Origin of the sequence: Micromonospora sp. NPDC005299, assembly GCF_042872345.1 — a bacterium.
Classification (GTDB): Bacteria; Actinomycetota; Actinomycetes; order Mycobacteriales; family Micromonosporaceae; genus Micromonospora.
In genome coordinates, this window is sequence record NZ_JBIAKG010000009.1 from 207,739 (window position 1) to 221,006 (window position 13,268).

A 13,268-nucleotide genomic window follows, 5' to 3' on the forward strand; every position below is an offset into this window, starting at 1 on the left:
CTCGTGCCATGACCGTTTTCGACGTGCAGATCGACACCCTCGCCGGCGGCCCCGCGGACCTCGGTCGCTATCGGGGCCGCGCCCTGTTGGTGGTCAACGTGGCGTCCCGGTGCGGCCTCACCCCGCAGTACGCCGGCCTCCAGGCCCTCGCCGACGAGTACGCGGACCGGGGCCTGACCGTGCTGGGCGTGCCGTGCAACCAGTTCGCCGGCCAGGAGCCCGGCAGCGCCGCCGAGATCGAGGAGTTCTGCCAGGTCAACTACGGCGTGACGTTCCCGCTGACGGAGAAGGTCGACGTCAACGGCCCGCACCGGCACCCGCTCTACGCCGAACTGGTGTCCACCCCGGACGCCGAGGGGCACACCGGGGACGTGCGCTGGAACTTCGAGAAGTTCCTCGTCGCGCCGGACGGCACGGTGGCCGCCCGGTTCGCTCCGACGGTGACCCCGGACTCCCCCGAGCTGCGTGCCACCGTCGAGAAGGTGCTGCCGGTCGACTGACGCCGTCTTGTAGGGAACCTTCCTTGACCGCCCATCGAACTGTAGCTAAGTTTCAATGACCTCGGACGAGGAGGTCATGATGGAGCGCAGAAGGTTCCTGGCCGGCGCGGGTGCGGTCACCGCGGGCGCGGTTGCCGCGACGGGCCCGGGCACGCCGGGGCAGGCGGTGCCCGGCATCCGTCGGGTGGCGACCGGCCTGGACGTGCTGGTCGATTCCGGCTTCGCCGCACTGGCCGGCCAGCGGGTGGGGGTGGTGTCCAACCCCACGGGCGTGGACTCGGCCTACCGGCACCTGGTCGACCTCATGCACTCCTCGGGCAGCGTGCAGGTCGTCGCGGCGTTCGGCCCCGAACACGGATTCCGCGGATCCGCCCAGGCCGGCGGCAGCGAGGGCACCGGGACGGATGCCCGCACCGGCATCACGGTCTACGACGCGTACGGCGCCAGCCAGGCCAAGTGGGAGAGCCTGTTCACGTCTGCCGACGTGGACACGGTCGTCTTCGACATCCAGGACGTGGGCGCCCGCTTCTACACGTACATCTGGACGATGTACACGTCGATGGTCGCGGCCGCCCGGGTCGGCAAGCGGTACGTCGTGCTCGACCGGCCCAACCCCGTCGGGGGGCGGGCGCGCGGGCCGATGATGACGCCCGCCTTCACCTCCGGCGTGGGGCTGAAGGAGATCGTCCAGCAGCACGGCATGACCGTCGGCGAGCTGGCCCGGTTCTTCAACGCGGAGTTCCTGCCCGCCGACGCCGGACGGCCGGTCGAGCTGGAGGTGGTCCGGTGCCGGAACTGGAAGCGTGACCGGCTCGCCGCCGACACCGACCTGCCGTGGGTGATGCCCAGCCCGAACATGCCGACGCCCGACACCGCGCTGGTCTACCCCGGCACCTGCCTGTTCGAGGGCGTCGCCTCGATCACCGAGGGGCGGGGCACCTGCCGGCCGTTCGAGCTGATCGGCGGGCTCGCCGGCGGCTTCGACCACCACTGGGGAGACCGGCTCAACGCCCGGAACCTGCCCGGTGTCGAATTCCGTGAGGCGTACTTCGCCCCGACGTCGGCGGGGCAGAAACCGGCCCTGCTGAACAAGCAATGCGCCGGCGTCGAGATCAAGGTCGTCGACCGGGCCGCCTACGACCCGATCCGCACCGCGGTGGCGATGCTGGTGGAGGCGCGGAAGTACCCGGCGTTCGCGTGGCGGTTCGACTCGTACGACACCGCCCGGCCGTACTGGGTGGACAAGCTGACCGGCTCGCCCCGGCTGCGCACGATGATCGACGCGGGAGCCGAGGTGGACGACGTGGTCGGCGCCTGGGCCGACGAGCTGGCGGCCTTCGACCGGCGGCGGCGTCCGTACCTGCTCTACTGAGGCCGGTCGACGACGGGGCCCGGGGTGTCCGCACCCCGGGCCCCACCGCCCGCTCGGCCCGTCAGGCGGACCGGAGCGGGCCCGTCCCGATCAGCCCGCGGCGGAGCGGAAGACCGGGTAGTAGCCGCCGGACTGCCCCGCCGCCGTCGGGTGGTACGAGACGGTGAGGTTCAGGTAGTTCAACGCGTGCAGCCACTTCTCGCCGTAGCTGCACAGCTGGTGGCCGACGAAGATCGAGCGGACGTCCGCGAACGTGAAGCCGGCCGAACTGGCCGCCGTGCGGGTGATGTCGTCGACCAGGTTGATCCCCTCGTTGATCTTCGCGCGGGAGGTGGCGCTGAGCCCGACGCAGACCGTGCCGAGCTGGTAGAAGACCGGGTAGCCGACCACCACGACCCGGGCGGAGGGGGCCCGGCTGCGGATGCCGTTGTAGACGTTGGCCAGCTTGCCGGGAAGCTGGGTGCGGGCCTTGTCCTCGGCGGCCTGGATCGCGGCCACGCACTGGGTCTCGCCCTGGAGCACGCAGGTGCTCATGATGGTGGCGAAGCCGACGTCGTTGCCGCCGATGGTGACGCTGACCAGCGTGGTGGTCGAGGAGAGCGCGGCGAGCTGGTTGTTGATGACGTCCGTGGTGGTCGCGCCGGAGCAGGCGACCGAGCGGTACGAGGCCGGCCTGATGTTGGTGTTGTAGAGCGCCGGGTAGGCGTTGTTGCTGCGCAGGCAGGACCCGCTCTCGGAGGTGTAGCTGTCGGCGCCGACGCCGGAGGCGTACGAGTCGCCGAGAGCGACGTAGCGGTCGGTCGGGGCCGCCTGGGCGGGGGCGGCCAGGGTCATCGTGACGCCGAACGAGGCGGCCAGCGTCAGGGCGAGGGTGGCAAGACGGGATCTCCGCACGTCGCACTCCTGGGGGTGGGAAGTGGTGGTGAGAGATAGATATCAATGAATCGGGGGCCTACGGAAGATCAACATTTCGCGCCGGTTGCCGATAGATACTTATAGATACAAAACGTTGTCGTGCCAGTGACCGCGACTGAAGGTTTTCGCCACCGCGCGGAGCGGACTAGGCTCGTCGAGTGCGGTTGATCACCGGGGACGACATGACGGCGGCCGAGCGGCGCCTCGACGGGCGGGTGGTCCGCACCCCGCTGCTGGACGCGCCGGCCCTCGGCGCCGACCTGGGCCTCCGGTTGGCGGTCAAGGCCGAGAACCTCCAGCACACCGGGAGCTTCAAGGTCCGCGGCGCCACGAACGCGCTGCTCGCCCACGCCGAGCGCGCCGGCACACCGGCCGGGCTGGTGGCCTTCTCCGCCGGCAACCACGCGATCGCGGTGGCCCACGTCGCCCGCGCCTCCGGGCTGCCCGCGGTGGTCTGCATGCCGCCGCACGCGGTGCCCGGCAAGCTGGCCACGGTCCGCCGGCTCGGCGCCGAGGCGGTGCTCACCGACGACCTGCTGGCCACCGCCGAGGCGGTCGCCGCCGAGCGCGGCTTCCACCTGCTCGCGCCCTTCGACGACCCGGACGTGATCGCCGGTCAGGCCACCGTCGGGCGGGAGATCCTGGCCGACGGGCCGCCCCCGGACCTGGTGCTCGTCCCGGTGGGCGGCGGCGGGCTGATCAGCGGGATCGCCGCGGCGATCCGGGCCGGGTCACCGGGCACGCGGATCGTCGGGGTGGAGCCGGACGGGGCCAACGCCATGTCGTACGCGCTGCGGACCGGGACACCGACCCCGCCGTTCCGCCCCGCCTCGGTCGCCGACGGCCTGGCCGCCCCGTTCGCCGGGCGGCACACCCTGGCGCACGTCCGGGCGCTGGTCGACGCGGTGGTCGAGGTGCCGGAGGCGGCCGTCCTGCCCGCCTGGGCCGAGTTGGTGGAGGCCACGAAGCTGCTGCTGGAGCCGGCCGCCGCGGTCACCCTGGCGGCGCTGCGGGCGGGGCTGGTCGAGGTGGCGCCCGGCGAGCGGACCGTCCTGGTGCTCAGCGGCGGCAACGTCGCGCCGGCCCTGCTGGCCACCCTCGGCTGACCGGTCAGAGCGGGCGGCGGCCGGCTCCGGCGGGATCAGACCGGGCGGCGGCCGGCGAAGCCGCACTCCACCCGGTGGTACCAGCGGACGTCGGCGTCCCCCTCCAGCCAGCACCAGAGCACCGCCCGGCCGTCCCGCTCGCCGGGGAAGTCGAGCAGCACCGGGGCGATTCCCTTGACCTGGATGCCGTGCTGGTGCAACTCCTCCACGACGGCGTGCAGCCGGGCCTCCAGGGCCTTCACCTCGGCCAGCCCACCGAGGGCGCTGACCCCGTGGTCGGCCAGGTCGATCCGGAGTTCGGCCAGGTCGGCGCGGAGCCGGATCAGCTCGTCGATGCGCGGCCGCAGGGTGGCCACCAGGTGTCGCGCCTGGGCGAGAGTGAACACCGCGCCAGTATGGGGCACGCCGCCGGAGATCGACTCCCGGTCGCCGTGCCGGCGGGAGCGGGCCGGTCAGTCGGCCTGGGCGGCGAGTTCGCGGGCCCGGTCGCGGGCCGCCTCCAGCGCCGCCAGCATGGCCGCGCGGACACCATGGTTCTCCAGCTCGCGGATCGCGGAGATGGTGGTGCCGGCCGGCGAGGTGACCGCCTCGCGGAGCTTCACCGGGTGCTCGCCGGAGTCGCGCAACATCACGGCCGAGCCGATGGCGGTCTGCACGATCAGCTCGTGCGCGACCTGCCGGGGCAGCCCGAGCAGGATGCCCGCGTCGATCATGGCCTCGACCAGCAGGTAGAAGTAGGCCGGGCCGGAGCCGGAGAGGGCGGTCACCGCATCCTGCTGGGACTCGGGCACCCGGAGGGTGGCGCCGAGCGGCTTGAACATCTCCTCGGCCAGGGCCAGGTGCGCGCCGGTGGCGTGCGCCCCGGGCGAGATCGCGCTCATCGCCTCGTCGACCAGGGCCGGGGTGTTCGTCATCACCCGGACCACCGGGGTGCCCTCGGGCAGCCGGCGGTTGAAGAAGGCGGTGGGCAGGCCGGCGCAGAGCGAGATGACCAGCTTGTCGGCGGGCACCTTGGGGCCGATCTCGTCCAGCAGCGTGGCCGCGTCCTGCGGCTTGACCGAGACGGCGAGCACCTCGGCCTCGTCCACCGCGGTGAGGTTGTCCACCACCCGGACGCCGTACCGGGCGGTCAGTTCCTCGGCGCGGGCGGGTCGCCGGGCGGTGGCGAGCAGCCGCTCGACCGGCCAGCCGGAGCGGAGCAGCCCGGAGAGCATCAGCTCGCCGATCTTGCCCGCGCCGATCACCGCGACCGTGTGCACCTCGGGTGCCATGAGCCGTACCCCTCTCGGTGGAGGTGCGGCGCGGCGGGCCCGTCGGAGGACCCGCCGCGCCGCCCGCCGTCGGTCAGCTGCCGAAGAAGACCTCGGCCTCGGCGTACCGCTCCAGCGGCACGGTCTTCAGCTCCCGGGTGGCCTCGGCCAGCGGGACGCGGACGATGTCCGTGCTCTGCATCGCGACCATCTTGCCCCAGTCGCCCTCGTTCGCCGCGTCGATCGCGTGCAGGCCGAGCCGGGTGGCGAGCACCCGGTCGAACGCGGTCGGCGTGCCGCCGCGCTGGATGTGGCCGAGCACCACGGTGCGGGCCTCCTTGCCGGTCTTCGCCTCCAGCTGCTCGGCGAGCCACTGGCCGACGCCGCCCAGGCGGACGTGGCCGAACGCGTCGAGCTCCTGGTTGTGCAGCACCATCTGGCCGTCCAGCGGCTGGGCGCCCTCGGCGACCACGACGATCGGGGCGTACTGGTGCTGGAAGCGCTTCTCGACGTAGCCGGCCACCTGCTCGACGTCGAACTGCCGCTCCGGCAGCAGGATCACGTTGGCGCCGCCGGCGAGACCGGCGTGCAGGGCGATCCAGCCGGCGTGCCGGCCCATCACCTCGACGACCAGGGTGCGGTGGTGGCTCTCCGCCGTGGTGTGCAGCCGGTCGATCGCCTCCATGGCGATGTTCACGGCGGTGTCGAAGCCGAAGGTGTAGTCGGTGGCGCCGAGGTCGTTGTCGATGGTCTTCGGCACGCCGATGACGTGGACGCCCAGCTCGTGCAGCTTGGTGGCGACCCCGAGGGTGTCCTCGCCGCCGATCGCGATGAGCGCGTCCACGCCCTGCGCGGCGAGGTTGTCCTTGATCCGCTCCACGCCGCCGTCGATCTTGAACGGGTTGGTCCGGGACGAGCCGAGGATGGTGCCGCCGCGCGGCAGGATGCCACGGACGTCCGCGATGCCCAGCGGCTTGGACAGGCCCTCCAGCGGACCCTTCCAGCCGTCCCGGAAGCCCACGAACTCGTGACCGTAGGTGGCGACGCCCTTGCGGACCACCGCCCGAATCACCGCATTGAGACCTGGGCAGTCGCCGCCGCCGGTGAGCACGCCGATACGCATGATCTGCTCATCCTCCTGGAGCATCAGGTAAAGCCCGGATAAGCCCCAGGATATGTGTCAGATCAGACCATCGGCGCCGTTGCCGGCCCGGGGCGGGCCGTCAGTGCGCACTGTAGTCGGCGTGGGTCTCCGCCGACACCGCGCCCCGGCCGGTTCCGGCCCCCGGACCGGCTACCGTTCAGTAGCTGACCTCGCGGTTCTCCCCCGCCGTCGGCGGCTGCCCGGTGACCGCCGCCCGGGCGAGGCCGAGCAGATTGACCACCCTGTTGCCCGGCGCGTCCCAGTACTCGGCCGAGCCGGCGTGCACCCTGATCAGCGTGATGCCCGGGGTGTCCAGCCCGTCCGGGAACCAGGTCTTCAGCAGCGGGTGCCACAGCCGCTCGGCCCGGGCCCGGTCCCACTGCTCGACGGCGGTGCCGGCCACCGACACCCAGGCGTGGTGCCGCTGGTCGGAGAAGCCGACGTTGACCTGCGGGTTGACCCGGATCTGGCGGACCTTCGCGGAGTCCGCGTACGCGAAGAACCACAGGTCGCCGTCGAACTCGGCCTCCTGGAGTCCCATCGGGCGGCTGACCAGCCGCCCGTCGACTGCGGTGGTGGTCAGCAGGCAGATGCGCGCGTCCCGGATCAGCTCGGTGACCCGGCGGCGGCCCTCCTCGGCGCTGGTCGGCTGCTGGCTCATGCGCCCTCCCTCGCGATCGGTTCGATGCGAACCGTGCCCGGGACAGAAACGGTCAAACCTGCCGACAGGTCACCTGGCGGTCATGGCCCGCCAGCGGGCCAGGTTGTGCCGGGCGTCGACCAGCGCGTCATGCCGGTCCGCGTCGGCCTCCGGCAGCCGCGGCCGGCCCCGGTCGTCCCAGAGCTGGCGCAGCTCCTTGGTGAACCGCGGGATCTCCCGGGGCAGCGCCGGCATCGCGCCCCAGAGCTGGGCCAGCACGACGTGGTCGTACGCCGCGTACCAGGCCCAGAGCTCCAGCTGCTCCCCCGGCCGGTCCCGGACCGGCGCCAGCAGGAACTCGTGGAGGTCGTCGCGGATCCGCTCCCGGGACCGCCAGGCCCGGTCGGCCGGCGAGGGGAGCTTGTCCAGGACGTTGCGGCGCACCCAGGGCACCGCCCGGGAGTCGTCGAACTCGGTGGAGACCGCGTAGAACTCGCGGCCGTACTCGTCGACGACGCCGATCGACACGAGGTCGACGATCCGGCCGTCCTCGATGAACTCGCAGTCGTAGAAGTAGCGGTAGACCATCGGCACCATCCTCGCCCACCGCCGTCACCCGCCGGTCGCCGGGGCCCGCGCCGAGCTGCGACGGCGCGCCACCGCAGCTGGGGACGGTCACGGAAGTGTCTCCAGGGGTGTACAGCACGCGACGGGACCGTCATGATCTGATGTGTACCGCTACCGGACGCCGAACCGGTTGAGATGCCTCGTGCCGGGGATGAACAGGTTCACCCGGTGTGCGAGTTGTGGTCCTTGACCGGGGAGGGGTTGGGCCGTGGAGATGCGCCTGCCGGAGCCGGGTGACGCGCTCACGGGCGTCGAGATGTTCGCCGGGCTGGAGCCGGAGGTGCGGCAGCGGGTCATCGCCGCGGCGGTGCCGCGGACGTACCGCAAGGGTCAGTTGCTGTTCGTCGAGAACGACCCCGGCGAGTCGCTGATCGTGCTGCGCCGCGGCGCGGTGGCGGTGTTCCGCACCGCCCCGACCGGCGAGCGCGCGGTGCTGTCGGTCATCCGGCCGCCGGACGTGCTGGGCGAGGTCTCCCTGTTGGACGCCTCGACCCGGTCGGCGTCGGCCGAGGCGATCGAGGACTCCGCCGCGCTGGCGCTGTCCCGGCCGGCCTTCATGGAGCTGGTGCACTCCAACCCGCGCATCCTCGACGCGGTGATGCGCTCCCTCGGACAGCTGATCCGGCGGCTCACCGAACAGAACGCCGACCACGTCTTCCTCGACCTCCCCGGCCGGGTGGCCAAGACGCTGGTCCGGCTGGCCGGCGAGAGCCAGGCCCCGATGATCACCATCGAGCTCAACCAGAGCCAGCTCGCCGAGATGGCCGGCGGCTCGCGGCAGAGCGTCAACCAGGCCATCGGCTCCTTCGCCAGCCGGGGCTGGCTGCGCACCGAGGGGCGCCGGATCGTGGTCACCGACGTGGCCGCGCTGCGCCGCCGCGCCGGCATGAACGACCGCTGACGGCACGCACGCGGCGCCCGGCCACGGGCCGGGGCGCCGCCGTCGGCTGACGGACACGCCGAAAGGGCCGGGGCGCCACGCCCCGGCCCTTCGTCGTCTCCGACCGGCTCAGACGCCGGCGCTGCCCGGCCCCGCCCACGCGGTGGTGCTGCCCGGGCCGGCCCACTCGCTGGTGTCCTTGCCGCCGCCGGAGCCCTCGCTGACGATGCCCTCGGCCTGGAGGGTGGCGAGGGTGGCCGCGTCCACGTCGACGGACTCGCCCGCCGCGTGGGCGACGCCGTCGCCGTCGGTCCAGTCGCTCTCCAGCTTCACGTACACCATGGTTGGTCCCCCTCGATCGCGGTCGTCGTCGTCCGGCGGCATGAATCTAATCGCCTGACGGCCCTCCCGGCCGCCCGGACGAGTGTCCACAAGCCAACAGCCCGGTACCTGACACTGCCGCCGGGCGGGATACTCACCGTGACGCCGCGGGGGACGGCGCCCGGCCGGGACCGGCCGGAAGATCCAGTGGAGGCCTGACATCTCCGCGCAGTGTGACCGTTGTGGACGTACCGCGACCGACGGCGACCGCTTCTGCGGTGGCTGCGGCGCCGAGCTGGGTGCCGTCTGCCCACACTGCCTGCGCCCGCTCGCCACCGACGTGACGTTCTGCACCTCGTGCGGCGCGCCCCGCGCCGGGGCCAGGCAGCCGGTGCCGACGCCGCAGGAGGACCGCCGCCGGGTCAGCGTGCTCTTCGTCGACCTGATCGACTTCACCCCGTACGTCGAGCGGGCCGACCCGGAGCAGGTCCGCGGCATGCAGACCGGCTTCTTCTCCGCCGCAAAGCGGGTCGTCGGGCAGTACGGCGGGGTGGTGGAGAAGTACATCGGCGACGCCGTGATGGCGCTCTTCGGCGCACCGGTGGCCACCGAGACCGACGCGCTGCGCTGCGTACGGGCCGGGCTGGAGCTGCAACGGGTGCTCACCCGGTTCGCCCCGAGCGGCCACGACGAGCTGCGCTTCCGGGTCGGGGTGGCCACCGGCGAGGCGCTGGTGGACGTGGCCGCCGCCCGCGACGGCGGGCAGGCCATCGTGGCCGGCGACGTGGTCAACACGGCGTCCCGGATGCAGTCGGTGGCCCCGCCCGGCGGGGTGCTGGTCTGCGGCGCCACGCACGCGCTCACCAAGGACGCCATCCGCTACGAGGAGCAGCCCGCGGTCACCCTGCGCGGCCGCTCCTCCCCCACCGAGGTCTGGCTGGCCCTGGCCCCGGTACGCCGGCAGCCCACCGACCGCGAGCCCGACACCACCCCGCTGATCGACCGCGAGCACGAGCTGGGCCTGCTGGTCAACGCGCTGCACCGCTCGCTGCGGGACCGGCTGCCCCAGGTGGTGACCGTCTTCGGCCGGGCCGGGCTGGGCAAGAGCCGGCTCATCCGGGAGCTGCACCGGCACGCCGGGCGGCTGGTCGACGAGCCGCTGACCTGGCGTACCGGGCGGTGCCCGCCGTTCGGCGAGAACGTCACCTTCGCCGCGCTGGCCGACATCGTGAAGACCGAGGCCGGCATCCTCGACACCGACCCGGCGTCGACCGCCGCCCAGCGGCTCACCGCCGCGGTCACCGAGCTGGCCGGCCCGGCCGAGCGGGACCGCCTGGTCGACGCGCTGCGCCCGCTGGTCGGGCTCACCGGCACCGCCCTGCCCGCCGAGGAGGCCGAGTCGGCCTGGCGGCGGTTCCTCGTGGCGCTGGCGGCCCGGCGCCCCACCGTGCTGGTCTTCGAGGACCTGCACTGGGCCGACGACGCGATGCTGCGCTTCGTCGAGCTGCTCGGCAGCGCCGCCCGGGACGTGCCGCTGCTGCTGCTCTGCACCGCCCGCCCGGAGCTGGTCGACCGGGACCCGAGCTGGGCGGGGACGATCACCGGCTCGGTCACCATCACCCTGCCCCCGCTGCGGGACACCGGCATCGCCTCGCTCTACGCGCACATGTTCGGCCAGGCCGCGTTCCCCGCCGAGATGCTCACCCCGCTGGTCGAGGTGGCCGGCGGCAACCCGCTCTACGCCCACGAGTACGTGCGGATGCTCATCGAGCAGGGCGCGCTGCGCCAGTCCGGGCGCGGCTGGTCGCTGGAGAAGCACCTCGACCTGCCCATGCCGGAGAGCGTCCACGCGGTCATCGCCAACCGGGTCGACCTGCTCGACGCCAAGGACCGGGCGGTGCTGCTGGCCGCCTCGGTGGTGGGCGTGCAGTTCTGGCCGGGCGCGGTGGCCGCCGCGCTGGGCCAGCCCGTCGAGGCGGTGGAACGGGCGCTGCGTCGGCTGGAGCAGCGCGACTTCGTGCACGAGCAGGCGGCGTCGACGATGGCCGGGCAGCCGGAGTTCCGGTTCCGGCACGTGCTGGTGCGGGACGTCTGCTACCAGCGGCTGCCCCGGACCGAGCGGGTGGCCCGGCACGAGCGGACCGCGGACTGGCTGGACGCCCTCTCGCACACCCGGGACACCGACCTGGCCGAGGTGCTCGCCCACCACCGCTGGGCGGCCCACGAGATCGCCCGCACCCTCGGCATGGACACCCACCGCTACGCCGGCGCGGCGCGGGCCGCGCTGCACCGGGCGGCCCGCCGGGCGTACGCCCTGCACGGGCTGGACGCGGCGGCGGCGCACGCCGGCCGGGCGCTCGGCCTGGCCGACGACAGCGACCCGGTGGGCCGACTCCAGCTGGAGCTGCTCAGCACCGAGATCTCGTTCTACCGCGACGGCAACGCGTTCCTCTCCGGCGGCGGGCCGGAGCAGCTGCACGCGCTCGCCGACCGGCTGCTCGCGCACGGCGACGAGGCCTGCGCGGCGCGGGCCTGGACCCTGCTCGGTCAGGCGGCCTGGCTGCGCGCCGACCGGAGCGCGGCGGTGGCCTGCCTGGACCGGGCGGTGGCGCTGTTCGAGCCGCTGCCGGACAGCCCGCAGAAGGCCGACGCGTACGCCGAGCTGGGCCGGCTGCACATGCTCAACTACGAGCGGGACGCGGCGGTCGCCGCCGCCGAGACCGCGGCGGAGATCGGCGAGCGGCTGGGGCTGTCGGAGACCCGGACCAACGCCCGGATCACCGCCGCCACCGCCCGCTACCAGGCGGGCGACCGGTCCGGCCTGGACGACCTGCACGCCCTCGTGGAATACAGCCGGGACCAGCAGCTGCTCGCCCTGCACCGGGCGGTGCAGAACCTCGCGTACGCGGTCCGCGAGGAGGGCGACTGGTTGCGCTCGGACGCGCTGCTCACCACCGCGCCGGCCCGGACGGCGAGCGGGCAGACGCTGACCACCAGCTACTCCGGCGAGGCCATGCGGGCCTACTTCGACGGGGACTTCGGCCGGGTGATCACCGCCGCGGACGCGTTCGTGGACACCCCGACCGGCGGCTGGGACATGCAGGTGCGCGGGCTGCGCTCCTGCCTGCTGGTGCTGCGCGGGCAGCCGGTGCCGCCGGCGCCCCGGCCCGCCCCGCGCGACGGCGTGGCGGCGCCGCGGCACCGGGACGACGTGGCCGCCGCGCTGGACAGCGCGCGGCGGAGCGGATTCCACCGGCCGCACTGGACCATGCTCGGCATGGCGGCGCTGTGCCGGGCGCTGCAGGACCGGGCCGAGGAGGCGGCGGACCTGGTCGACGAGCTGGCGGAGGCCTGGTCGGCGGTGCCCGCACTGGCCAGCGGCGAGTGGATCGCCGCGGCCGGGTACGCCGCCGCCCTGGCCGGCCGGGACGCGGCCGTGCGGGTCCGGGCCATGCTGGACCGGCTCGACCATCGCACGCCCTGGTCGGAGGCGGCGCTGCGGACGGTCACCGGTGCGGTCGCGGCGGCCGACGGTGACCACCGCCGGGCGGCCGAGCTGCACCTGGCCGGCGCGGAGATCTACGCCGGAATCCCGGACGTGACCGACCGGATGCTGGCCCTCGCCCTGGCCGCCGGCGAGCTGGGGCTGGCCGGGGACCCGGAGACCGCCCCGCTGGCGGAGGTGCGGGCATTCGCCCAGCGCAACGAGGCGCCCGGGCTGCTGGTCCTGGCCCGCCGCCCGGTGCCGGACGCCGGCCCCGCGGTGGCCTGCTGAACCGCGCCGCGCGGGCGGCTCAGGCGGGCACCGGCTCCCGGGGCCGGGTCTTCGCCTTCTGCGCGTACATGTCCACGTACTCGCGGCCGGAGAGTTCCATCAGTTCGTACATGATCTCGTCGGTGACGGCGCGCTCGACGAACCGGTCGCCGGACATCCCGGCGTAGCGGGAGAAGTCGAGCGGGGCGCCGAAGCGGATCCGCACCCGGCCCAGGTTGGGGATGATCTGACCGGTCGGCTGGATGGCGTCGGAGTTGAGCATGGCCATCGGCACCACGAGGGCGCCGCTCTCCAGGGCGAGCCGGGCCACACCGGTCTTGCCCCGGTAGAGCCGGCCGTCCGGCGAGCGGGTGCCCTCCGGATAGATGCCCGCGATGCCCCCGGAGCGCAGCACCCCGAGCTGGGTGTCCAGGGCGGCGCGGGCCGCCCGCCCGCCGGAGCGGTCGACCGGGATGGTGCCGGAGCCGACGAAGAACATCTTGGTCAGCCAGCCCTTGAGGCCCTTGCCGGTGAAGTATTCGGCTTTCGCGATGAATGTAACTTTTCGCTTGACGATCAGCGGGGTGAAGATCGAGTCCGAGAACGAGAGGTGGTTGCTGGCCAGGATCACCGGGCCGGCCTCCGGGACGTTCTCCAGCCCCTCCACCTGCGGGCGGAAGATCAACCTCAGCAGCGGGCCGAGGATGATGTACTTCAGCAGCCAGTACAGCACCGGGGTCCTTCCAGGCGGGAGCGGTG

Annotated in this window: 13 protein-coding genes; 5 read left to right on the forward strand and 8 right to left on the reverse strand. The window is 73.5% G+C overall.

Annotation, left to right across the window (positions count from 1 at the left end; translation table 11 throughout):
• Positions 1 to 8 precede the first annotated feature (8 nt).
• Positions 9 to 500 (forward strand): glutathione peroxidase, encoded by a 492-nt coding sequence (locus tag ACFYPD_RS24705; protein ID WP_387117855.1) that lies wholly within the window; start codon positions 9 to 11, stop codon positions 498 to 500.
• A 79-nt stretch (positions 501 to 579) separates the two neighbouring features.
• Positions 580 to 1,872, forward strand: a complete 1,293-nt coding sequence (locus tag ACFYPD_RS24710; RefSeq protein WP_387117858.1) for an exo-beta-N-acetylmuramidase NamZ domain-containing protein — start codon at positions 580 to 582, stop codon at positions 1,870 to 1,872.
• A gap of 90 nt (positions 1,873 to 1,962) precedes the next feature.
• Here the strand turns inward: ACFYPD_RS24710 and ACFYPD_RS24715 are convergent, their stop codons facing one another.
• On the reverse strand, positions 1,963 to 2,766 hold the full coding sequence (locus ACFYPD_RS24715; protein WP_387117861.1) for an SGNH/GDSL hydrolase family protein: 804 nt from the start codon (positions 2,764 to 2,766) through the stop codon (positions 1,963 to 1,965).
• Between the two features lie 179 nt (positions 2,767 to 2,945).
• Here ACFYPD_RS24715 and ACFYPD_RS24720 point away from each other — a divergent pair, with 179 nt between their 5' ends.
• Entirely contained in the window at positions 2,946 to 3,893 is a 948-nt protein-coding gene (locus ACFYPD_RS24720) for a threonine/serine dehydratase (RefSeq protein ID WP_387117864.1), read from the forward strand.
• A 35-nt stretch (positions 3,894 to 3,928) separates the two neighbouring features.
• Here ACFYPD_RS24720 and ACFYPD_RS24725 read toward each other — a convergent pair whose 3' ends face one another.
• The 5 genes from ACFYPD_RS24725 to ACFYPD_RS24745 form a co-directional block, all read right to left on the reverse strand.
• A complete protein-coding gene (locus ACFYPD_RS24725) occupies positions 3,929 to 4,279 on the reverse strand; it encodes a DUF2203 domain-containing protein (RefSeq protein ID WP_387117867.1) in 351 nt (116 codons plus the stop codon).
• Between the two features lie 66 nt (positions 4,280 to 4,345).
• Positions 4,346 to 5,164, reverse strand: coding sequence for a pyrroline-5-carboxylate reductase (gene proC, locus ACFYPD_RS24730; protein ID WP_387117869.1), 819 nt, complete (start codon positions 5,162 to 5,164; stop codon positions 4,346 to 4,348).
• Positions 5,165 to 5,237: 73 nt separating this feature from the next.
• The gene (locus tag ACFYPD_RS24735; RefSeq protein WP_387118130.1) at positions 5,238 to 6,266 is read right to left on the reverse strand and encodes a 6-phosphofructokinase; all 1,029 of its coding nucleotides are present in this window, start codon (positions 6,264 to 6,266) and stop codon (positions 5,238 to 5,240) included.
• Between the two features lie 178 nt (positions 6,267 to 6,444).
• Positions 6,445 to 6,948 (reverse strand): pyridoxamine 5'-phosphate oxidase family protein, encoded by a 504-nt coding sequence (locus ACFYPD_RS24740; protein WP_387117872.1) that lies wholly within the window; start codon positions 6,946 to 6,948, stop codon positions 6,445 to 6,447.
• A 69-nt stretch (positions 6,949 to 7,017) separates the two neighbouring features.
• Complete coding sequence (locus tag ACFYPD_RS24745; protein WP_387118133.1) at positions 7,018 to 7,515, reverse strand: polyadenylate-specific 3'-exoribonuclease AS; 498 nt, start codon at positions 7,513 to 7,515, stop codon at positions 7,018 to 7,020.
• Positions 7,516 to 7,762: 247 nt separating this feature from the next.
• On the opposite strand from ACFYPD_RS24745, the gene ACFYPD_RS24750 reads away from it, so the two are divergent.
• On the forward strand, positions 7,763 to 8,455 hold the full coding sequence (locus ACFYPD_RS24750; RefSeq protein WP_387117875.1) for a Crp/Fnr family transcriptional regulator: 693 nt from the start codon (positions 7,763 to 7,765) through the stop codon (positions 8,453 to 8,455).
• Between the two features lie 108 nt (positions 8,456 to 8,563).
• Here the strand turns inward: ACFYPD_RS24750 and ACFYPD_RS24755 are convergent, their stop codons facing one another.
• On the reverse strand, positions 8,564 to 8,776 hold the full coding sequence (locus ACFYPD_RS24755; RefSeq protein ID WP_387117878.1) for a hypothetical protein: 213 nt from the start codon (positions 8,774 to 8,776) through the stop codon (positions 8,564 to 8,566).
• A gap of 199 nt (positions 8,777 to 8,975) precedes the next feature.
• On the opposite strand from ACFYPD_RS24755, the gene ACFYPD_RS24760 reads away from it, so the two are divergent.
• Positions 8,976 to 12,530, forward strand: coding sequence for an ATP-binding protein (locus ACFYPD_RS24760; RefSeq protein ID WP_387118136.1), 3,555 nt, complete (start codon positions 8,976 to 8,978; stop codon positions 12,528 to 12,530).
• A 19-nt stretch (positions 12,531 to 12,549) separates the two neighbouring features.
• Here the strand turns inward: ACFYPD_RS24760 and ACFYPD_RS24765 are convergent, their stop codons facing one another.
• Positions 12,550 to 13,242 carry a lysophospholipid acyltransferase family protein gene (locus ACFYPD_RS24765; protein WP_387117881.1) on the reverse strand — a complete coding sequence of 231 codons (693 nt, stop codon included), beginning with the start codon at positions 13,240 to 13,242 and terminating at the stop codon, positions 12,550 to 12,552.
• Positions 13,243 to 13,268: the final 26 nt, after the last annotated feature.